This window comes from Streptomyces sp. NPDC030838, assembly GCF_055572035.1.
On sequence record NZ_JBVIED010000016.1, the window covers coordinates 191724 to 212901 of the forward strand.

21 protein-coding genes and 2 tRNA genes are annotated in these 21178 nt (G+C 71.6%); 7 read left to right on the top strand and 16 right to left on the bottom strand.

All coding sequences use genetic code 11. From position 1 onward, the window contains the following. Positions 1-121: 121 nt before the first annotated feature. The 10 genes from ACZ42A_RS32950 to ACZ42A_RS32995 form a co-directional block, all read right to left on the bottom strand. Positions 122-1501 carry a bifunctional albaflavenone monooxygenase/terpene synthase gene (locus ACZ42A_RS32950; protein ID WP_468530969.1) on the bottom strand — a complete coding sequence of 460 codons (1380 nt, stop codon included), beginning with the start codon at positions 1499-1501 and terminating at the stop codon, positions 122-124. Continuing rightward, positions 1498-2583: an epi-isozizaene synthase gene (cyc1, locus tag ACZ42A_RS32955; RefSeq protein WP_468531020.1), complete on the bottom strand. Its 1086-nt coding sequence runs from the start codon at positions 2581-2583 to the stop codon at positions 1498-1500. Before cyc1 ends, ACZ42A_RS32950 begins: the two co-directional genes overlap by 4 nt. A gap of 278 nt (positions 2584-2861) precedes the next feature. Then, entirely contained in the window at positions 2862-3512 is a 651-nt protein-coding gene (def, locus tag ACZ42A_RS32960; protein ID WP_468530970.1) for a peptide deformylase, read from the bottom strand. Between the two features lie 151 nt (positions 3513-3663). After that, positions 3664-4644: a tetratricopeptide repeat protein gene (locus tag ACZ42A_RS32965; protein WP_468530971.1), complete on the bottom strand. Its 981-nt coding sequence runs from the start codon at positions 4642-4644 to the stop codon at positions 3664-3666. Between the two features lie 116 nt (positions 4645-4760). After that, on the bottom strand, positions 4761-6002 hold the full coding sequence (locus ACZ42A_RS32970; protein ID WP_468530972.1) for an HD-GYP domain-containing protein: 1242 nt from the start codon (positions 6000-6002) through the stop codon (positions 4761-4763). Continuing rightward, entirely contained in the window at positions 5999-7306 is a 1308-nt protein-coding gene (locus tag ACZ42A_RS32975; protein WP_468530973.1) for an HD-GYP domain-containing protein, read from the bottom strand. The genes ACZ42A_RS32970 and ACZ42A_RS32975 overlap by 4 nt, the downstream gene beginning before the upstream one ends. A 124-nt stretch (positions 7307-7430) precedes the next feature. Further along, a complete protein-coding gene (rsrA, locus tag ACZ42A_RS32980) occupies positions 7431-7733 on the bottom strand; it encodes a mycothiol system anti-sigma-R factor (RefSeq protein ID WP_468530974.1) in 303 nt (100 codons plus the stop codon). Beyond that, a complete protein-coding gene (locus ACZ42A_RS32985) occupies positions 7730-8425 on the bottom strand; it encodes a sigma-70 family RNA polymerase sigma factor (RefSeq protein ID WP_468530975.1) in 696 nt (231 codons plus the stop codon). The genes rsrA and ACZ42A_RS32985 overlap by 4 nt, the downstream gene beginning before the upstream one ends. 360 nt (positions 8426-8785) lie before the next feature. Then, positions 8786-9412: an alpha/beta hydrolase family protein gene (locus ACZ42A_RS32990; protein WP_468531021.1), complete on the bottom strand. Its 627-nt coding sequence runs from the start codon at positions 9410-9412 to the stop codon at positions 8786-8788. Positions 9413-9437: 25 nt separating this feature from the next. Next, the gene (locus ACZ42A_RS32995) at positions 9438-10253 is read right to left on the bottom strand and encodes an SOS response-associated peptidase (protein WP_468530976.1); all 816 of its coding nucleotides are present in this window, start codon (positions 10251-10253) and stop codon (positions 9438-9440) included. A gap of 50 nt (positions 10254-10303) precedes the next feature. On the opposite strand from ACZ42A_RS32995, the gene ACZ42A_RS33000 reads away from it, so the two are divergent. The 4 genes from ACZ42A_RS33000 to ACZ42A_RS33015 all read left to right on the top strand — a co-directional run bounded on the left by ACZ42A_RS33000 (position 10304) and on the right by ACZ42A_RS33015 (position 13967). Next, positions 10304-11017 (top strand): M50 family metallopeptidase, encoded by a 714-nt coding sequence (locus tag ACZ42A_RS33000; RefSeq protein ID WP_468530977.1) that lies wholly within the window; start codon positions 10304-10306, stop codon positions 11015-11017. 122 nt (positions 11018-11139) lie between these two features. Next, on the top strand, positions 11140-12480 hold the full coding sequence (aroA, locus tag ACZ42A_RS33005) for a 3-phosphoshikimate 1-carboxyvinyltransferase (protein WP_468530978.1): 1341 nt from the start codon (positions 11140-11142) through the stop codon (positions 12478-12480). A gap of 16 nt (positions 12481-12496) precedes the next feature. Then, positions 12497-13507: a ribosome small subunit-dependent GTPase A gene (gene rsgA, locus ACZ42A_RS33010; RefSeq protein ID WP_468530979.1), complete on the top strand. Its 1011-nt coding sequence runs from the start codon at positions 12497-12499 to the stop codon at positions 13505-13507. Positions 13508-13643: 136 nt separating this feature from the next. After that, positions 13644-13967: a DMT family transporter gene (locus tag ACZ42A_RS33015; RefSeq protein WP_468530980.1), complete on the top strand. Its 324-nt coding sequence runs from the start codon at positions 13644-13646 to the stop codon at positions 13965-13967. Positions 13968-13973: 6 nt separating this feature from the next. Here ACZ42A_RS33015 and ACZ42A_RS33020 read toward each other — a convergent pair whose 3' ends face one another. Further along, a complete protein-coding gene (locus ACZ42A_RS33020; protein ID WP_468530981.1) occupies positions 13974-14579 on the bottom strand; it encodes a TetR/AcrR family transcriptional regulator in 606 nt (201 codons plus the stop codon). Positions 14580-14730: 151 nt separating this feature from the next. Then, the gene (locus ACZ42A_RS33025; RefSeq protein ID WP_468530982.1) at positions 14731-15195 is read right to left on the bottom strand and encodes a hypothetical protein; all 465 of its coding nucleotides are present in this window, start codon (positions 15193-15195) and stop codon (positions 14731-14733) included. Between the two features lie 79 nt (positions 15196-15274). Here ACZ42A_RS33025 and hisN point away from each other — a divergent pair, with 79 nt between their 5' ends. Together hisN and ACZ42A_RS33035 are read left to right on the top strand one after the other, a co-directional pair. Then, complete coding sequence (hisN, locus tag ACZ42A_RS33030; RefSeq protein ID WP_468530983.1) at positions 15275-16075, top strand: histidinol-phosphatase; 801 nt, start codon at positions 15275-15277, stop codon at positions 16073-16075. Positions 16076-16210: 135 nt separating this feature from the next. Continuing rightward, entirely contained in the window at positions 16211-16612 is a 402-nt protein-coding gene (locus ACZ42A_RS33035; protein WP_468530984.1) for a CBS domain-containing protein, read from the top strand. A gap of 85 nt (positions 16613-16697) precedes the next feature. On the opposite strand, the gene ACZ42A_RS33040 is transcribed toward ACZ42A_RS33035, so the two are convergent. Continuing rightward, complete coding sequence (locus ACZ42A_RS33040) at positions 16698-18152, bottom strand: catalase (protein WP_468530985.1); 1455 nt, start codon at positions 18150-18152, stop codon at positions 16698-16700. A 159-nt stretch (positions 18153-18311) separates the two neighbouring features. On the opposite strand from ACZ42A_RS33040, the gene ACZ42A_RS33045 reads away from it, so the two are divergent. Continuing rightward, the gene (locus ACZ42A_RS33045) at positions 18312-18728 is read left to right on the top strand and encodes a Fur family transcriptional regulator (protein ID WP_365757874.1); all 417 of its coding nucleotides are present in this window, start codon (positions 18312-18314) and stop codon (positions 18726-18728) included. Between the two features lie 135 nt (positions 18729-18863). Here ACZ42A_RS33045 and ACZ42A_RS33050 read toward each other — a convergent pair. The 3 genes from ACZ42A_RS33050 to ACZ42A_RS33060 form a co-directional block, all read right to left on the bottom strand. Next, positions 18864-18937, bottom strand: a tRNA-Met gene (locus ACZ42A_RS33050). Positions 18938-19008: 71 nt separating this feature from the next. Beyond that, a complete protein-coding gene (locus tag ACZ42A_RS33055; RefSeq protein ID WP_468530986.1) occupies positions 19009-20832 on the bottom strand; it encodes a tetratricopeptide repeat protein in 1824 nt (607 codons plus the stop codon). 231 nt (positions 20833-21063) lie between these two features. After that, a tRNA-Met gene (locus ACZ42A_RS33060) sits at positions 21064-21137 on the bottom strand. Positions 21138-21178 lie beyond the last annotated feature (41 nt).

Below are 21178 nucleotides of genomic sequence, written 5' to 3' on the forward strand. Positions count from 1 at the left end.
TCGTAGGTGGCGGTCTACCTGTCGGCGGTGGGCGTGGCGGAGCAGGCCTGGCGGGGGGAGGCGATCCGGGAGCCGGGCGCGGGGCACGCCTTGTGGCCCCCCCCCCCCGGCCCCCGCACCCTCACCTGGGTACGGGCTTCAGCAGCAGGCGCTGCGGTCGGAGCGTGATGCCCACGCGGGTGGCGTCGTCGGAGCCCGCCACCTGCTCGAAGCGGTACTTCGTCGCCACCGCCGCCGTGATGAGCGTCAGTTGGGCCATCGAGAAGTGGTCGCTCGGGCACTTCCGATTACCCACACTGAAGGGGCTCATGGCATATTTCGGCACGTCCTTGGCGCGTTCCGGAAGCCATCGGTCGGGATCGAAGTCGAGGTGGTCCGCGTAGGAGTGCGGATCGCGCTGGATCGCGTACGGGCTGTACACGATGTCGGCTCCGGCCGGAATGCGATAGCCGCCGAGCACGGTGTCGGTGACCGCCCGCCGGGTCAATATCCAGACGGCCGGGCGCAAACGCATCGCCTCGACCACGACATTGTTGGTGTGCCGCAGCTTGCGCACGTCCTCGAATGCCACCGGACGCCCACCCGTTACGGATTCAACCTCTTCCCGGACCTTGTCCGCGTGTTCCGGATGTTCCGCGAGCACTTGCAGCAGCCACATGATGGTGGACGCGACGGTTTCGCTTCCGGGGGTGAGTATCGCGACGACCTGGTCGTGGATCTCCTGCTCCCCGATGGGGTCGCCATTCTCGTCCTTCGCCTCCAGCAACGCCGTCAGCAAATCGTCCGGCTTTTGACCGGACGCCCGGCGCTCGGCGATGATCTCGTCGACGAGGAGATGCAAATCGGCCAACGCGCGGTTGAATTCGCGGTTGGCCGGCAGCGGCAGCCGGTACAGCGGCCCCAGCGGCACCACCATCCGCCGGTACATGCCCTGGAAGACGACCGCGAGCGCGGTGCACAGCCGCTCGGCCCGCTCGTCCATGTACTCGCCGCGCAGCAGACAGCGGGCCGCGATCCGCACGGCCACCCGGAAGGACTCCGAGGTGCAGTCGATGGTCTCGCCGGGCCGCCAGCGGGTGGTCAGCCCGTGCGCCTCCTCCTCCATGATCGGCCCGTACGCGGGGATGGCGTCCAGCCGGAACGCGGGCTGGATGGTGCGGCGCTGGCGCCGGTGGCGGGGGCCGTTGGCGGTGGCCACGCCCTCCTTGCCGAGCAGACCCTCCAGGGACTCCCACAGCGGCCCGTCGATCTTGAAGTCGGGGCTCAGCGCGAGGGCTCCGGTGAGCGCGGGGGTGGTGACCGCGTACACCGTCTTGGGGCCGAGCTTCAGCCGTACGACGTCCCCGTGCTCGCGCAGCCGGGACATGAAGGCCAGGGGATCTCGGACGAGCTTCAGACCGTGGCCGAGGAGCGGTACGGCTCCGCCGGCGAGGGGCGGTTCGCGCAGTTCCGGTGCCTGACCCGCTTCGGGGGCCGCGGAGTTCACGGACTCGACGGTCATTTCTCACCTGCCGCTTCGTTGTCGACGTACGGGGGCGTGGACCGGTCGTCCCAACTGTCCACCCGATACCGGCCGGACTCGTGGTGGAACCAGTAGACGGAGCTGAACCAGTTCCGCATATATGCGACGCAGGCCCGCACGGCGAGGCTCAGTTCCTTTCCCCGCACCGTGCCGTCGGCCAGTCCGTCGGCGAACCGCAGCGCGTCCCGCTCGGCGACGAGAAAGTCGGTTATGCATTTCTCGACGCGCCGCCGGACTTCGACGACCGCTTCCTCGAGCGTCAGCCCCTCATGGGTGATGAGACTGATGCCGAGATTGTGGACCTCGTCGCCTGCGATTTCCTTGGGCAGCGAACAGAGGTCGTTGTACCAGGCGGCGAATTCCTGACTCAGCAGTGCGGCCCGCCGATATGACGGGTGTTTCCTTACCACCTCCGGGAGTTCGATTCCCGCGCTCGGCTCCAGCAGGTCGGTCCAGATCCAGTGCGCGAAGGTGAGGCGGCGCAGTTCCAGGTATTCCCGGACCGTGGGAACGAATCCCTCGGTGCGGTTCTGGAATTCCCGGTCGTACGCCTCGATCACCGCGTGGAAGTGGCGGGCGAATCGCGCGTTCCACGTGTCCGGCAGGAACGAGTACAGCCGCAGCACGCTGTCGGCGAACCCGGCCACCAGAGGGTCCTGGTGGCGCAGGTGGTCCCGGGGGCTGTCGAGGGCCGTGTGCAGCCGGGTGCGCAGCCGTCCCCAGGCCTGGGGCCGGCGGTGGACGATGTCCCGGTCGTGGCGGTCGTCCCAGACGAAGAACCACGCGCTGTAGTCCCCGATCGCCTGCATGACCTCGTCCGGGGCGCCGACGTAGTACCCCGCCATCAGATCGGTGTAGCACAGGCCGTCGGCATATTCCTCGACCTTGTCCGCCGGCATGAGCCGCTTTTCCAGCAACCAGGTACGGGTCTTCTCCTGGAGCCTGGGCCAATACGGGTGCAATTGCCTGGGAAACGCCGCCTCGATCATTGGAAGAGCGAGCGACGGTGGAACGGCGACCGCGGTCGCGGTGGTACTGGTGCTGTGTGGGAAAGCAGGCACGAACAAACCCCTCTCAGCCGCCGGTCGGCACACACCCCTCCCGTCGTGCCGGGCGTGCGCCGTTGCGTAACCCCGCACTTCCCATTCAGCACCACAACTGACCGTTCTGGGAACGGATTTGCTCCACTCACTACCCCATACTGCCGAGACACCCCTCTTGTGTGACTGGTTCTGGATCACTACGGAAGCAGAAGCGGTCGAACGTGCGACGGACAGACGAACGGCGCCCGGTCGGGCGGGGAACCCGGCCAGGCGCCGTACGGAAGGGGCGTCTGTGGCTAGTCGTTCGCGACCACGGGGTAGCGGGGCTCGTTCTCGGCCATCTGCCGCAGGGCGTCCTTGCGGTCCCGCTTCGAGAGACGGTCGATGTACAGGTAGCCGTACAGGTGGTCCGTCTCGTGCTGCAAACACCGAGCGAAGTATCCGGTGCCGCGGACCTTGATCGGGTTGCCGTACTCGTCCTGGCCGGTCACCTCGGCGTAGTCGGGCCGGGCCAGCGGCATGTACGCGGTCGGCACCGACAGACAGCCCTCGTTGCTGTCGTCCAGGCGGCGCTTCTCCGCGGGCAGCTCGACCAGCTTCGGGTTGCAGACCACACCGACGTGCCGCACACCTTCGTCGTCCGGGCAGTCGTAGACGAAGACCTTCCGGTCGACACCGATCTGGTTGGCGGCCAGGCCCACGCCCTCGGCGGTGCGCTGCGAGGCGAACATGTCGTCGACCAGCTTGCGCAGCTCGTCGTCGAACTCGGTGACGTCCTGGCACTCCTTGTGGAGCACCGGGTTCCCGACGACGGTGATCGGCCGGGAGGTGCCGCGCCCGCGGTACGCCTGCTCGCGCTCCTCGCAGTCCTCCGTGTCGATGACGAAGCCCTCGTCGTCCACGGGGAGCACGCCCACGTGCTGCTGATCGATGTCCTGCTGCGCCATGACCGACGTATGCCTTCCTGGAAAAAACAAAGGGTGCGATGCCAATACAGGGTACGGGTGACGCGCCCCGGCAGGGCGCGGGTCTGTGTCGATATGCGGCTCCGCCGCGTGGGCGCGATCAACCCCCACGAACCCGCACCCGGCAACGGACCTAGCAGACCTCTTCGAGATCCCGCCAGTCCCTCGAGTCCGGGCTGTCGGCGACCCACCCGTCCAACAACCCCCGAACCAGCGATGCCGGCGCAGCCACCCCGCACTCCCGCTCCGGCACCCACAGCTGCCCATCCGTCCGATGCCCGAGCGGCCCCGGATGCCCCGGCTCACTGTGGTCGTGGGGATCGAGGTGCTCCCCGTCCCCCTCGTCCGCCGGCATCCGTGACTCCGAGCACATCCGGCACAGCAGCCGCACCGACGACGACCAGTCCTCCGCGGCGAACCCGGCCTCCGCGGCCAGCTGCTCCAGCGCGTCCCGGTCCGCCTCGGTGGCCGCCTCGAGGAGCACGACCCAGGTCGGGACCGGCGAAGGCGCCCACAGCTCGATCTCGTCGAAGACCGGATAGGTGTGCCCGGCGGCCGTGGTCCGCTCCCCGTGCGGCACCCCGTCGTGCAGCACCACCTCGCCCCAGCGCCGCCCGGACGAGGGCAGCGGAATGGACAGCACCTCTATCCGCGCGGGGTCGAGCCGCCGCCCCCACACCACCTCGGCCTCGCCCTCGGGCGACAGGCGTACGGCCGCGCTGCCCAGGTCCATGCCGACGGGCTCACCGGAGGCGGTGGCGCCGCCGGGCACGTGCAGGCCGTACGCCTGCCAGGCGCGCCGGGCCAGCGGCCAGTCCTGGAGCGCGGTGGCGGCGATGCCGACGTTCCACCAGTCGGGCGCCCCGGTCTCCCGGTCCAGCAGCGCGACGGCCCTGAGGCCCGCGGCCCGGGCCTGCTCCCAGTCGTGCCGGAACTTGTGCAGCAGGGCGAGGTTGAACCAGGACTCCGACAGCCAGGGCTCCAGATCGGCGGCGCGTGTCAGCAGCGCGCCCGCGTCCTCGTACCGGCCGTCGCCGATCAGCGTGAACGCGCGGTCGGTGGCCTGCCGCCAGGAGGCGGAGGGCCGGTGCCGTCCCTTGCCGAAGATCCTCACGATTCCCGCCTGCCAGTTCCGTGGAGTGGGCCGGCTGTGCCCCCGGACAGCCTCTCGGACTCCCTCTCCTTCGCATCCAACCACGTACGCCTGGAGGGCCGCTCATTACCCATGGGTTACCCACCCACGGGCAGGGTCAGACCGTCCCGGGACAGTACCCGGGCCAGTGCTTCCACCACCTCCGGGGCGTACTCCCCCGCCGTCGCGAGCCGCAGTTCCTCCAGCGCCGTCAGGGGTCCGCCGGGCCCGGCGTTGCGGGCCTTCTCCTCGTACGCGTTCACCACCCGCACGATCCGTGCGGCGAGCGGCTGCTCCGCGCACGGATCGGCCTGCCGCTCCACGATCTCGGCGACCTGCGGGCTGACCCCGGTCTGCCGGACCACGGCCCCGCCCAGCAGTGCGATCCGGCGCTGCTCGGCGGCGGGCAGCACGGCGGTGGCCCCGGCCGGGACCGGGTCGACCAGGCTGAGCTGGCCGATGTCGTGCATGAGGGCCGCGTACTCCAGCACGGTCAGCTCCGGCTCGGACAACCCCAGGTCCCGGCCGACGGCCCGGCCGAGCGCGGCGACCCGGCGGGCGTGCCCGGCCGGGGTGCAGCCGGCGATCTCGGTGGCGCGGGCGAGGGAGGCGATGGTCTGCCGGTAGGTGGCGCGCACGGCGGCGTACCGCCGGACCGACACCTGGGTGAGCAGCAGCGGCACACAGAACACCGGCAGCGCCCACAACCCGGCGACCGCGACGGCGAGCGCGATCACGGCACCGGTCGCGCAGATCGCGGAGCCGACGCCGGGCACGGCCCGCAGCTCGTCGCGGAGCAGCGGGCCGAACGGCCACCGGGTGCGCCCGTGCGCCAGCGCGGCGGCGAGCACCGCGTCGCACAGCGCGGTGAGGGCGAGCAGCGCGAGCAGCAGCAGCGCGTACGCGGGCCCGACCCAGCCGTCGAACAGGCCCCGGTTGTAGACCGGTTGGTAGCAGGCGGCGACGAAGCCGACGGTGAGCACGCGCCGCGCCAGATGGTCGTACGTCGGTCCCCGGCCGCGCGCGATGTGCGGGACGCAGCCGAGCAGCGAGGCGGCGAGCACGACGGCGACGACCTGGGTGACGCCGTGGCCGGTGGGCCGCCCGGCGTTCTCGCCGAGCAACGCGTAGGACAGGGCGCCCGCGGCGCCGAGCGGCGCCGCCTCCCGGGCGGGGTCGGTCCCGGTCCACCGGGTCAGCTCGCCGAGGGCGATCAGCGCACCGAACGCCAGTGCGATGCCGCGGTCCGCCAGTCCGGTCCCGAGCGTGACCGCGAGGGAGACGGCGGCGAGCAGGGCGGCGCAGGTGTGGATGAGGGCGCGGGGCAGGGCCGGCGTCACGGGTGTGCCCCCTCGCGGCCGGGGACGGGTGCGGAGGGCGGCCGGGGCGCCGGGATCTCGTCGGCGGTCACCGTGGGATGCCAGCCGTACTTCGCCAGGGCCCGCGCCAGCGCCTCCACCATCCGCGGGTCGAACTGCGTCCCCGCGCACCGCTTCAGCTCCGTCAGCGCCGCCTCGACGGGCCGGGCCCGCCGGTAGGTCCGGGTGGACGTCATGGCGTCGAAGGCGTCGGCGACGGCGACGACCCGCGCGGACTCGGGGATCTGGCCGCCGGCCAGCCCGTAGGGGTAGCCGCTGCCGTCCATCCGCTCGTGGTGGTGCAGGACGGCGGCCCGGGCCTCGCCCAGGAAGGAGATGCCCCGCACCATCTCGTGCCCGTACTCGGGGTGCAGCTCGATGATCCGCCGCTCCTCGGGCGTCAGCGGCCCGTCCTTGCGCAGCAGCCGGGTGGGGACGCCGAGCTTGCCCACGTCGTGCAGGATGCCGGCGAACCGCAGCACCTCGACGCGCTCGTCGGTCATGCCCAGCTCGCGGGCGATCATCATGGAGGCCTGTCCGACCCGCTCGCTGTGGCCGCGGGTGTACCCGTCCTTGATGTCGACGGCCTGCACCAGCGCCCGGATGGTGGCCTGGTGGGCGGCCCGCTCCCGGTGGTACTGGTCGAAGGCCCACCAGGAGACGCACATCGGCAGCAGCACGAGCAGCGAGGCGACCGGACCGTAGCGGCTGCGCCACAGCACGGCCATCATCAGCCCGGCCAGCCCATGCACCCCGAGCGGGGCGAGCGAGCGCGCGAACAGCCCACGCCAGGCCCGGCGGGGCGGCACCCGCTCGGCGAGCACCAGGACGCTGCCGTCGAGCAGGGCGAGCACCGCGCTGAACACCAGCACGGAGGCCGCGGCGGGCAGCAGCGCGTACGGGAAGTCGGCGGCCGCGACGGCGTCCCGTCCGCCCAGTGCCCGGAACACCCGGGCCGCGGCCCAGACGGCGAGCACCAGCTCGGCGGCCCGCCAGATCCGGCGCAGCGCCACCGGCCGCTGCTCGACCCGGGACAGCAGCGCGCCCGGCACCGCGACGAGCGCGGCGGCGGGCGGCGACAGCACGAAGGCGCCGGCCAGCAGCACGGGGTGGCACGTACCGGCCTGACGCCGGCCGGCGATCCGCTCGCCGCCGGCGTACAGCGCCGCCAGCAGGGCGATCGCCCACCAGGGCGCGCGGGCCGTGGGCAGCGGCGCCAGACAGATCAGCGCGCCAAGGGCGACACCGGCGACGTACACCCGCGCCCGTGCCGGAACCGCCTCCATGACGACGCCCCTCCCCAGCCCCCGTCCATGCCCGTAACAGGCTCGGAGCCTAGGGCGGCCGGGGGTGGGGTGCGGACCGATGGTCCGCCGATTAGCACATTCGGGTGATGTTCGGTGACGGAGGTCAGGACTCCTGCGGTGTCGCCGTCACATCGTGCTCGGGCACGGTCTGCCCGGAGCGGATCAGCTCGATCCGTCCCATGACCTTGGCGCGCAGGTCGGTCGGTACCTCGTCATGCCCGCAGCACCGCTTGACCAGCTTCTTCACCGCCTGCTCCAGCCCGTACTTCTCCAGGCAGGGGGAGCATTCCTCGAAGTGGTGCTGGAACTTGTCCCGGTCGACGGGCGGCATCTCACTGTCGAGGAACTCGTACAGGTGGTCCAGGACCTCACTGCAGTCCGTCTCGTGCGGCTCTCCGCAGCTCATGAGCCCGAGCCTTTCGCTTCGTCCGAGTCTCCGGCGCCGGCCGGGACCAGCCCGCGCTCGCGGGCGTAGTCCTCGAGCATGCCGCGCAGTTGACGGCGGCCCCGGTGCAGCCGGGACATCACCGTACCGATGGGTGTCCCCATGATGTCCGCGATCTCCTTGTACGCAAAGCCCTCTACGTCGGCGAGATACACGGCGATGCGGAACTCCTCGGGGATCGCCTGGAGCGCTTCCTTCACGTCCGAGTCGGGCAGGTGGTCGAGCGCCTGCGACTCCGCGGAGCGCAGACCCGTCGACATGTGCGACTCGGCACGGGCGAGCTGCCAGTCCTCGATCTCCTCGGCCGCGCTGCGCTGCGGTTCACGCTGCTTCTTGCGGTAGGAGTTGATGAACGTGTTGGTGAGGATCCGGTACAGCCACGCCTTGAGGTTGGTGCCCTCGCGGAACTGGTGGAAGGACGCGTACGCCTTGGCATACGTCTCCTGCACCAGGTCCTCGGCGTCGGCCGGGTTGCGCGTCATGCGCAGTGCGGCCGAGTACATCTGGTCGAGGAACTCGAGCGCGTCCCGCTCGAAGCGCGCGCTGCGCTCCGCCGTGGTCTCCGCGCCCGTGTCCGCGCTGATGCCCTGGCCCTCGGGCAGCTCCGCCTGGCCGTTGTCGGTCCCTGCGTCGGTACCGGGAACCGGACCCACCTCCTCGAAGTTCCTTGTGGGACCGAATCCAGTCCCACTCGAATCGGAGGATAGACGACCCACGGTCGGGGCCGCCTGTCGATCCGGTCCGCCCGCCGCCCGAAGAGGGGCGGTCTTGGCCGCGTGCAGCACCGTCCAGTCCAGGTCAGCACGGCTGCTGCGGCTCGGGCAGAAGGTCGAACCCATGCGGCGGACTTCCTCTCCTACGACGTCGGTGCTGGTCGTCAGCACTTCTGTCCGCCTCAACAGCGACCGTGCGCCGGGCATTCCCGCGGTCTTGTTCGAAGCTTTACATGGCTTTACGCGAGAGCTTTGCGCCAGAGCCGCGAGAGCTTTGCGCCAGAACTTTGCGCGAGAGCCTCACACGAGGGCGCCGGTCCACTTCGCGACCGCGTCCGTGATCACCGCCAGGGCCTCCGCCTGGTCCAGCGGCGCCCGCTTCGGCACGGCCAGGCCGTGATCGGCGTACGGCACCTCGACCAGCTCGAAGTCGCCCTCGGGGAACTCCTCGGGCTTCCCCCACGGATCGTTGCCGCCCTGCACGACGAGGGTCGGCGCCCCCGCCCCCAGCAGCTCCTCGGCGCGCGACTTCTCCGGCTTGCCCGGCGGGTGCAGCGGGAAGGCCAGCGCCAGCACGCCGGCCGCGCCCAGCTCCCCCGCGGTGCGGCAGGCCACCCGGGCCCCGGCGCTGCGCCCGCCCGCGACCACCGGCAGGCCGTGCCCGGACAGCGCGGGCCAGATGCCCCGCCACCCGGTGTCCAGCGTCTTCGGCGCGGGCGCCATCTTCTTGCCGGCCACCCGCCAGGGCTGCTCCACAAGGGCGACGCTCACGCCGTGCGCGGGCAGCGCGGCGGCGACCGCCTGGAGGTCGCGGGCCTCGATGCCGCCGCCCGCGCCGTGGCTGACGGCGAGCACGAGGCGCGCCCTGCGGGCCCGGTGCCAGGTGATGCGGGCGGTCCCCGCGTCGGTCTCGACGGTCTCGGTGATCTGCTCGGCGGTGTCGTTCGTCACGTCAGAAGAGTGTGCCCTCTTCGGGCGCCGCCAGCTCCTTCAGCAGCTCCGGTCCGTTGTTGCGGACGTTGCTGACGGCCGTGCTCACCGGGTAGGCGCGCATCAGGCCGGGCGGGGGCGGGGTGAGCAGCTCGCGCAGGTCCTCGGGGTCCGTCCGGGACGGGTCCAGCCAGGCGTCCCAGCGGTCCGGGGTGAGCATCAGCGGCATCCGGGGGTGGATCTCGGCGAGCGCGCTCGGGCCCTCGGCGGGGGCGACGGCGAGCGGGTCGGCCTCCGCCTCGGTGGTGAGCACCGAGCAGGTGACCCACCAGGCCTGCGGGTGGTCGTCGGGCAGCGTGCGGTCCCGCCAGAACTCGTACAGCCCGGCCATCGCGAAGACCGAGCCGTCGGCGGGCAGCACGAAGTACGGCTGCTTGCGGGGCCGCTTCTTCCGGCCCTCGACCTCCAGCTCCCGCTCCTGCTTGCCGGTGACCCACTCGTAGTAGCCGTCGGCGGGCAGGATGCAGCGCCGGGCGGCGAAGGCCCGGCGGAAGGCGGGCTTCTCGTGCACGGTCTCCGAGCGGGCGTTGATCATCCGGGCGCCGCCCTCGGGCGTCTTGGCCCAGGACGGCACCAGGCCCCACTTCAGCTTCCGCAGCTGCCGAACCGGGCGCGGGTCGTCGGCGTCTTTGAGGGGACGGTCGAGGACGGCGTAGACCTCCTTGGTCGGCGCCACGTTGTAATCGGGCGCCAGTGTCTCCTCCGGCTCCCACTTCTCGATCTCAAAGATTCCTGCGAGATCCTCGGGCCTGCGACTCGCTGCATACCGTCCGCACATACGTGCCACACTGCCAGACTCCGCACGACCAGAGGGAGCGCCTTTCAATCATGGACAGCACGACCGCCACCTCTCTCTGGGACGAACTCGTCGGCACCCAGCCCGACCCCGACCTGTGGGTGATGATCGCCACCCTGGTCGCCGCGCTCGCCGTGATCGTCCCGCACGGCCTGTGGCGGCTGTCCCGCAACGCGATCACCATCGCCCACGAGGGCGGCCACGGCCTGATCGCCCTGCTCACCGGCCGTACCCTCACCGGCATCCGGCTGCACTCCGACACCAGCGGCCTCACCGTCAGCCGCGGCAAGCCGTACGGCCTTGGCATGATCCTCACAGCCGCCGCGGGCTACACCGCGCCGCCGCTGCTGGGCCTGGGCGGCGCGGCCCTGCTGGCCGCCGGCCGCATCACGCTGCTGCTGTGGCTGGCGACGGCCCTGCTGCTGGCCATGCTGGTGATGATCCGCAACGCGTACGGCGTCCTCACGGTCGTCCTGACCGGCGCCCTGTTCGTCCTGGTGTCCTGGCTCACGGGCCCGCAGGTGCAGGCCGCGTTCGCGTACGCGGTGGTGTGGTTCCTGCTGCTGGGAGGCGTACGGCCGGCGTTCGAGCTGCAGTCGAAGCGGCGGCGGGGCGGAGCGCCCGACTCCGACGCCGACCAGCTGGCGCGGCTGACGCACGCACCGGCGGCGGTGTGGCTGTTCCTGTTCCACGCGGTGTCGGTGTGCTCGCTGATAGGTGGGGGGCGTTGGCTGCTGGGCTTGTGACGCCCGGCCCTCCAGGGCGCGGGGCTGCATCGATGTGCGGCTTCGCCGCGGGGCCCGACCAGCCACTACGCCGCCGCACCCGAAGAACAGCCGCTCCACCCCCCTCCTTATAAAGTGGGGCCATGGCCCCGAACCCCACGTACCCCGCCCTCTGGCCCGCCCCGCACGCGAGCGGAGCCGTCGACGCGACGGTCCACGTGCCGGGGTCCAAGTCGGTCACCAACCGCGCCCTGGTGCTCGCCGCCCTGGCGAGCGAACCCGGCTGGCTGCGCCGCCCGCTGCGCTCGCGCGACACCCTGCTGATGGCCGGTGCGCTGCGGGCGATGGGCGTGGGGATCGAGGAGACGGTGTCGTCCAGCTCCGTCGGCGCGGGGGCCGGGGACGTCACGGGCGAGGCCTGGCGGGTGCTCCCCACGGGCCTGCGCGGACCGGCCACGGTCGACGTCGGCAACGCCGGCACGGTGATGCGGTTCCTGCCGCCGGTCGCCGCGCTCGCCGACGGCCCGATCCGCTTCGACGGCGACCCGAGGTCGTACGAGCGTCCCCTGAACGGCGTCATCGACGCGCTGCGCGTGCTGGGCGCCCGGATCGACGACGACGGCCGGGGCGCGCTGCCGCTGACCGTGCACGGCGGGGGCGCCCTGGACGGCGGCCGGGTGGAGATCGACGCGTCCTCGTCCTCGCAGTTCGTCTCGGCGCTGCTGCTCTCGGGGCCGCGCTTCAACCAGGGCGTGGAGGTCCGGCACGTGGGGGCCACGCTGCCGTCGCTCCCGCACATCCGCATGACCGTCGACATGCTGCGCGCGGTCGGCGCCCAGGTGGACACCCCGGAGTCGGGCGGCGAGCCGAACGTCTGGCGGGTCACACCGGGCGCGCTGCTCGGCCGTGATCTGACGATCGAGCCGGATCTGTCCAACGCCCAGCCGTTCCTGGCGGCGGCGCTGGTGACCGGCGGCAAGGTGGTCATCCCGGACTGGCCGGCCCGCACCACCCAGCCCGGCGACCGGCTGCGGGAGATCTTCACGGAGATGGGCGGCTCCTGCGAGCTGACCGAGTACGGCCTGCGGTTCACCGGTTCGGGTGCGATCCATGGCATCGATGTCGACCTGAGCGAGGTCGGCGAGCTGACCCCGGGCATCGCGGCGGTCGCCGCGCTCGCCGACTCCCCGTCCACGCTGCGCGGCGTGGCGCATCTGCGGCTGCACGAGACGGACCGCCTGGCGGCCCTGACCAAGGAGATCAACGAGCTCGGCGGCGATGTCACCGAGACCGCCGACGGTCTGCACATCCGGCCGCGCCCGCTGCACGGCGGCATCTTCCACACGTACGAGGACCACCGCATGGCGACCGCCGGCGCGATCCTGGGCCTGGCGGTCGAGGGTGTGCAGATCGAGAACGTGGCGACGACGGCGAAGACCCTTCCGGACTTCCCCGAGCTGTGGACCGGGATGCTCGAGGCCTAGGGACTCGGGGAACACCATGCGCCGCTACGGCAAGCACACCGACGAGGACGACATCCGCAGCCGCCCCAACCGCAAGGGCAACCGGCCGCGTACGAACATCCGGCCCAAGCACGAGGACGCCGCCGAGGGAATGGTCCTCACCGTCGACCGGGGCCGCCTGACCTGCCTCGTCGAGGACCGCGTGGTGATGGCCATGAAGGCCCGCGAGCTGGGCCGGAAGGCGGCCGTGGTCGGCGACCGGGTGGCCCTGGTCGGCGATCTGTCCGGCAAGAAGGACACCCTCGCGCGGATCGTCCGGATCGCGGAGCGCTCCTCGGTGCTGCGCCGCACGGCCGACGACGACGACCCGTACGAGCGCGTGGTCGTCGCCAACGCCCACCAGCTGGCCATCGTCACCGCCCTCGCCGACCCGGAGCCCCGCCCGCGCCTGATCGACCGCTGCCTGGTGGCGGCGTACGACGGCGGCCTCACCCCGCTGCTGGTGATGACGAAGTCGGACCTCGCCCCGCCGGACAAGCTGCTGGAGCTGTACGGCGACCTGGACATCCCGTACGTCGTCACCAGCCGTGAGGAGCTGGAGAACGGCGGCGCGGCGGACCGGGTGCGCGAGCACCTGGACGGCAGGATCACCGCCTTCGTCGGCCACTCGGGCGTCGGCAAGACGACCCTGGTCAACGCGCTCGTCGCGGAGGAGCGGCGACGGCTGACCGGTCAGGTGAACGCGGTGACGGGCCGCGGCCGGCACACCACCACCTCCGCCCTGGCGCTGCCCCTCTCGGGCGCCGACGGCTGGGTGGTCGACACCCCGGGCGTACGGTCGTTCGGGCTGGCCCATATCGACCCGTCCCGGGTGATCCACGCCTTCCCCGACCTGGAAGCCGGCACCGAGGGGTGCCCGCGCGCGTGCAGTCACGACGAGCCGGACTGCGCGCTGGACGGCTGGGTGGCCGAGGGTCACGCCGACCCGGCCCGCCTCTACTCGCTGCGCCGGCTGCTGTCCACGCGGGAGCGGCGGGAAGGGGACTGACCTCCGCGTTGTTTGCCAGGGGGCAGGTCCGGTAAGGGCATAATCGCACCGAGCCGGAAGTCGGCTCGGCCAAAGGCGGTCGAAGCGGTCACAGTGCGCAAACGGGGATTCACGGGGACGTACGGGAGGACAGCACATGGCGTGGCTGCTGGTCATCGTGGCCGGGTTGCTCGAAACCGGTTTCGCCGTCTGTCTCAAGCTCTCGCATGGCTTCACCCGCCTCTGGCCGACCATCGCCTTCGCCGTCTTCGCCCTGGGCAGCTTCGGTCTGCTGACGCTCTCCCTGAAGAAGCTGGACGTGGGCCCGGCGTACGCGGTGTGGACCGGGATCGGGGCGGCGGGCACCGCGATCTACGGCATGGTCTTCCTCGGTGACATCGTCTCCACGCTGAAGATCGTCTCGATCAGCCTGGTGATCATCGGCGTGATCGGACTCCAGCTGTCCGGCTCGTCCCACTGAGGCACGTCAGACCGGCTGCCGGTGCAGAACACCGCGCACCAGCTCGGCGACGCCGCCCTCGCCCGGCGGGGCGGCCACACAGGACAGCGCCAGCCGGATCACCAGCTCGCAGCAGCGGGCCAGTTCGGCGGCCTCCGCCTTGTCGCCGCCGGGCCCGGTGAGGACGGCGACGGCACGGTCGCGGACCAGGGCCACGAAGTCGCCGGGTGACGGCAGCGGGCCGTCCACGCGCCGCTGCGCGGGCACGGCGGTGGTGGACGGTACGGCGGTGAGGGTGAGGGCGGGCAGCCGCTCGCTCCAGCAGCCTGTGAGCAGGGCATGGACCAGCGCGTTCTCCCGAGCGGCCGTCGCTGTCCACTCGGCGGTGGAGGTCAGCCGCTCCCGGGGCTCCCCCGGCATGGTGAGGGCCCGGTCGACACCGGCCAGATACGCGTCCGCCTCCCGCCGTACCAGCGCCCGGGCGAGCCCGTCCTTGCTGCCGAACTCGTTGTACAGCGTCTGCCGGGACACCCCGGCCGCCGCGGCCACATCCACCATGCGCACCGCCGACCACGGCCGGCGCGCCAGCGCCGTGTAAGCGGCGTCCAGCAGGGACTCCCGCGCTGCAGGCATCGTCGCCTCCCTCGCCGACCCAGCGGCACTGGGCCCAGAGTTGACGCGCCCCAAACCACTGTCAAGGGTCCACGCAGGCACAAAGGACGCAGTCGCAGGCGCACGCGGTCATGCCAGCCGCACGCGGTCATGTCAGTCGTACGCGGTCATGTCAGTCGTAGAAGAACAGCTCCAGGTCCTCCACGGACCCCGGCCCCGTCAGAAAGCCCTCCGCGCGGGCCACCTCGGCGCCGGGCGGGTCCGCCCCCGCCAGGAGTCCGCGCATCCACAGCTCGCCCTGCTCACCGATCGCGTAGAGGCCGGAGAGCAGCACGGCCATGCCCGCGGGGCGCGGCGGGCGGTGTCCGACGACGGGCCGGAGGTCCCACCCTCCGGCGCGCGCGGCCAGCCGGAGCACCCCGGCCCAGTTGGCGATCCGCCCGAGCCGCACGCGCCAGGGGTCATCCGTGAAGGGCGGCAGCCGCCCGCCGTGCAGGGGGTTGGTCGCGGCTCCGATGTCCGCCATCACCTGCCGCTCGACGGCATCGCGCACCCAGCGCCCCTCCTGGGCGTCCTCGACGGCGGCGGACCACCACTCCTCCGCGCTGTCGAGCCGTGCCGCGAACGTCCCGTCCATGCCCGCAGCATGTCATGACTCCAGGGCGGCGACGGGCCCGTGTAGCCCCGTCCACCCCTGGCCGGATACGGTTCCTCATATGCCGGACTACCTCGACGACCTCCGTCTCGCCCACGTCCTCGCGGACGCCGCGGACGCCGCCACCATGGACCGCTTCAAGGCCCTCGACCTCAAGGTCGAGACGAAGCCGGACATGACCCCGGTCAGCGAAGCGGACAAAGCCGCCGAGGAGCTCATCCGCGGCCAGCTCCAGCGGGCGCGGCCCCGGGACGCGATCCTCGGCGAGGAGTACGGCGTCGAGGGCACCGGCCCCCGCCGCTGGGTGATCGACCCCATCGACGGCACCAAGAACTATGTGCGCGGCGTGCCCGTCTGGGCGACCCTCATCGCCCTGATGGAAGCCGGAGAGGGCGGCTACCAGCCCGTCGTCGGCGTGGTCTCCGCGCCCGCGCTCGGCCGTCGCTGGTGGGCGGCGAAGGGCCACGGCGCGTTCAGCGGCCGCAGCCTGCAGAAGGCGACCCGGCTGCATGTCTCCCGGGTCTCGAAGCTCGCCGACGCCTCCTTCGCGTACTCCTCGCTCTCCGGCTGGGAGGAGCAGGGCCGGCTGAACGGCTTCCTGGACCTGACCCGCGAGGTGTGGCGCACGCGCGCGTACGGCGACTTCTGGCCGTACATGATGGTGGCCGAGGGGTCGGTCGACCTGTGCGCCGAGCCCGAGCTGTCGCTGTGGGACATGGCCGCGAACGCCATCATCGTCACCGAGGCGGGCGGCACCTTCACCGGCCTGGACGGGCGCCCCGGTCCGCACAGCGGCAACGCGGCGGCGTCGAACGGTCTGCTCCACGACGAGCTCCTGGGGTACCTGAACCAGCGCTACTGAGCTTCACGCGCCCCCTTGTTGACCCTCTCTTTGCCTGCCACTCTGAGAGTCCCCCCACTTGTGAATTTGTGAATTCCTGAACAATCCCCACCCCGGGGGTTCACCAGGGGATTCATAAGGAGGTGGCTCCAGCCCATGCTCGTCCGCGACGCCATGAGCACCGTCGTCCTCACCATCGGCCCCACCCACACCCTCCGTCAGGCCGCCGCCCTGATGTCGGCCCGCAGGGTCGGCGCGGCCGTGGTCCACGACCCCGACGCCGGCGGATTCGGCATTCTCACCGAACGCGACATCCTCAACTCCGTGGGTCTCGGCCAGGACCCGGACACGGAGTGCGCGCACGCCCACACCACCACCGACGTCGTCTTCGCCGCCCCGGCCTGGACCCTGGACGAGGCGGCCCGCGCCATGGCGCACGGCGGCTTCCGTCATCTCATCGTCCTCGACCGCGACGAGCCGGTCGGCATCGTCTCGGTCCGCGACATCATCCGCTGCTGGGCCCCGGCCCGGCGGCAGGCCCCTGCCGTACCCGCCTGAGCCCATAAGGAGAAAAGCGGGCCGGGCCCCTTCGAGGGACCCGGCCCGCTTCCTACGGCAAGCGATCCAGCACTGGTGGGGTTGTTCAGCCGCGCAGGGCCTGGACCGCGGCCTCCAGCCGCTTGCCGAAGTCGGCGTCCGCGTTGCGGAAGTTGCCGATCGCGCGCTCGACGATGTCCTCGCGCGAGACCTTGGCGATGAAGCCCGCCAGGTTGGCGACGAGCCGCTCCTGCTCGTCCGCGCTCATCAGCCGGTAGAGGTTGCCCGCCTGGACGAAGTCGTCGTCCTCGGCGTGCCGCGGGGTCGGGTGGTTGCCGGTGCCCGCGGTGAACCCGTCGAAGGGCTGCCACAGCGGCCGGCCCGTCTGCTGCGGCCCCCCGAAGCTGTTCGGCTCGTAGTTCTTCGCACCGCCGTGCCGGCCGTCGTAGAGGAAGCCGTCCCGGGAGTTGGTGTTCGCCACGGTGGCGTGCGGGCGGTTCACCGGCAGGTGGTCGGCGTTGATGCCGACGCGGTACCGGTGCGCGTCGCCGTAGGCGAACAGCCGGCCCTGGAGCATCTTGTCCGGCGAGGGGCCGATCCCCGGCACGAAGTGCGCGGGCGAGAAGATCGACTGCTCCACCTCGGCGAAGATGTTCCGCGGGTTGCGGTTGAGCTCCAGCTTGCCGATGGTGATCGGCGGGTAGTCCGCGTGCGGCCACACCTTGGTGAGGTCGAACGGGTTGAAGCGGTACGTCGCCGCGTCCGCCGCCGGCATGATCTGGACCTGCACGGTCCAGCTCGGGAACTCACCGCGCTCGATCGCCTCGCGCAGGTCGCGCTGGTGGGAGTCGGGGTCCTCACCGGCGAGCCTGTTGGCCTCTTCCTGGGTGAGGTTCTTGATCCCCTGGTCGGTCTTGAAGTGGTACTTGACCCAGAAGACCTCGCCGGCCTCGTTGTTCCACTGGAAGGTGTGCGAGCCGTAGCCGTTCATGTGGCGGTACGAGGCGGGGATGCCGCGGTCGCCGAACAGCCAGGTCACCTGGTGCGTGCTCTCCGGGCTCAGGCTCCAGAAGTCCCAGACGTTGTCCGCCTCGGTCGAGCCGGTGTACGGGTCGCGCTTCTGGGTGTGGATGAAGTCCGGGAACTTGATCGCGTCGCGGATGAAGAACACCGGGGTGTTGTTGCCGACGAGGTCGTAGTTGCCCTCCTCGGTGTAGAACTTCACCGCGAAGCCACGCGGGTCGCGGACCGCGTCCGCGGCGCCGAGGTTGCCGGCCACGGTCGAGAACCGCAGGAACACCTCGGTCTGCTTGCCGACCTCGGAGAGGAACGCGGCACGCGTGTACTTCGTGACATCGGCAGTCACCGTGAAGGTGCCGTAGGCACCGGCGCCGCGGGCGTGCACCACACGCTCCGGGATGCGCTCACGGTTGAAGTGGGCCAGCTTCTCCAGGAGGAGCTGGTCCTGGACGAGCACCGGGCCGCCGACGCCCGCGGTCTCGCTGTTCTGGTTGTCGGCTACCGGAGCACCGGCCTCCGTGGTGAGCGGTCCCTGAGTCACGTCCGCCTCCTGCGCCCTTCTGGTCTTACCTGTCCTTGGCTGATGCCAGGCTCGATCCTACAATGGACAATGTCTAAGTCAAATAAGCATCCAAGTTCAGCACGACTCCAACTTCACACCTATTCGGGATCTGGGCCCCTTGCTGTTAGGCTGGTCTCCATGAGCGACCTTCTTGATCGGCTGCGCGGACGCGGATGGCGGATGACCGCGCAGCGGCGTGTTGTGGCCGAGGTCCTCGACGGCGAGCACGTACACCTCACGGCCGACGAGGTCCACGCCCGAGCCGTCGCGAAGCTGCCCGAGATCTCCCGGGCCACCGTCTACAACACCCTCGGCGAGCTGGTGTCCCTCGGCGAGGTCATCGAGGTCACCACCGACAAGCGGGCCAAGCGGTACGACCCGAACGCCCACCGCCCGCACCACCACCTGGTGTGCGCCCAGTGCGGCTCCATCCGCGACGTCCACCCCACCGGCAACCCGCTGGCCGACCTCCCCGACTCGGAGCGCTTCGGCTTCACGGTGTCGGACGTAGAGGTGACCTACCGCGGCATCTGCCCGAACTGCGCGTCGGCGTAGCCCGCACCGCACACGCAAGGCCCCGGCGCTTCCTCGCGCCGGGGCCTTCGTCATGAGCCCGCGCCCCGCACGGGGCCCGGGCATGAAAAAAACCGAGGGCCGGAACCCTTTCGGACTCCGGCCCTCGGCCTTCAGTAGCGGGGACAGGATTTGAACCTGCGACCTCTGGGTTATGAGCCCAGCGAGCTACCGAGCTGCTCCACCCCGCGTCGGTGAATGCAACATTACGTCAACCCCACCGCAGGAAGCAAATCGCTTCCTGCGACGCGCTTCGCCCCCCTCACGCCGACAACTCCTCGAGCAGCGCGTCCCGCAACCGCGCTGCGCGCTCGGCCACCTCTCCCGGTCCCAGCGTCACCGCGAGATCCGCCCACCGCTGGCCCTCCACCAGCTCCCCGCGACGCGCGTAGACCAGGGCCAGCCGGAGCGCTGCCCGACCGTGCCCGTCATCGGCGGCCCGCTTCCACCACACGACTGCCTCCGGCTCGCTCCCCTCCCGGGCCAGCAGCAGCCCGAGATTGAACGCCCCGTTCCGCGACCCCGCCTCGGCCGCCTCCCGGTACCACCGTGCCGCCTCGACGACGTCTCCCCGCGCCGCCGCCAGCATCCCGACCCGCACCTGCGCCCGCCGATGCCCCTGCGACGCCGCCCGCTCGTACCACTCCTCGCACTCGGTCCGCCGGTGCACCGGCTCCCCGAGCTCGGGCCCGGCCCCCGCGGGCTGCCGCGCGTCCAGCACGGTCGCCAGCCGGTACGCCGCCTCCGCGCTCCCCCCGCCGGCCGCGCACCGCAGATGCCGCTCGGCCTCCTGCTCGTCGCCGTCGCGCAGCCGCGCGATCCCCACCTGGAGCGCCGCCTCGGTGTGCCCGGCGGCGGCCGCCCGCTCGTACCACCGCAGGGCGGCGGCGTCCTCGCCCCGCCCCGCGTACAGAATCCCCAGATTGAACGCGGCGTCCACGCTCCCCGCCTCGGCGGCCTTGGAGAACCACGGCTCCGCTCCGGTCTCGTCGCCGCCCTGCAGCAGCAGGATCGCCAGCGCGTTCGCCGCCTCCCGGTGCCCGGCGTACGCCGCCCGCCGGTACCACTGCTCGGCCTGCGCGGTCCGCCCCTGCTCGGCGCAGAGCAGCCCGAGGTTGTACGCGCCGTTCACATCCCCGGCGTCCATCGCCGCCCTGTACCACCGCTCCGCGGTCTGCGTCTGCCCCCGCTCGGCGTGCAGCGCGCCCAGCGCGTTGGCCGCGTTGCCGTCCCCTTCCTGCGCGGCCCGCAGCCACCACACGGCGGCGCTCTCCTCGTCACCGGCGTCGCGCAGCAGGAACCCGAGCGCGCACGCGGCCCGCGCCTCCCCGTCCTTGGCGGACGTCAGGTACCAGCGCCCGGCCTCCTTCAGCTCACCGCGCCGCTCCAGGATCGCCCCGAGGTACAGCGCGGCCCGCCGGTGCCCGCGCGCGGCGGCCTGCCGGTACCACTGCTCGGCCTCCTCCGCGGCCCCGGCCCCGGCCTCGACACCGTTGTCACCATCGATGTCCCCCGCGGCCGCCGCGTGCCGGTCCAGCGCCCGCGCCAGCCGGTACGCGCCCTCCCGGTGCCCCCGCTCGGCCGCGGCCCGCATCCACTTCTCGGCCTCGCCGTCCCCGCGGTGCTCCAGCAGATCGGCGAGCGCGTACGCGCCCAGCGCATGGCCCTGCTCGGCGGACTGGCGCAGCCAGTACTCGGCGGCGGGCTCGTCCCCGCGCTCGCGGTAGTGCCGCCCGAGCGCGTGCGCGGCCGCAGCGGAGCCGGCGACAGCGGCGATCCGCCACCATCCGGCGGCCTCGTCGGGGTATCCCCGCTGATGGAGCAGGACACCCAGATTGTTGGCGGCAGCACGGTCCCCGGCGGCGGTGGCGGCACGCAGATGGGGCTCGGCTCCGTCGAGATCGCCGCGGCGCAGCAGCATGGCTCCGAGGACGCTCATCGCCTCGACGTCACCGGCCTCCGCGGCGAGCCGCTGCCGCGCCTCCTCGGCGGCCTCGGTGGCCTCGTCGCGGGTCTCCTCCTGGCCGGCCGGCTGCACAAACCGCCCTGTCTCGAACAGAGTTGCCATGTCCCCCATAACGTCCATCGTCGCACCACCCGCAACCCGGGTACACCTGGTATACCGAAGCCAGTGAGGTCACTTCAGCGTTTTGTCGACATGCCCACAGAGAGACAAGTCAAACACAGATTTCCCAACTCCCCACGGCGGCACGGCGATGCCTCACGTCGGCACATGAGTTCGCACACCACGAAGGCCCGGATCCGTTGAGGATCCGGGCCTTCGCCGTCGTACGTCGTCGACTTCCGTCGACTTCAGTAGCGGGGACAGGATTTGAACCTGCGACCTCTGGGTTATGAGCCCAGCGAGCTACCGAGCTGCTCCACCCCGCGCCGTTGTTCGTCAACCGTATCACGGCGCGAGGTGGGCTCGA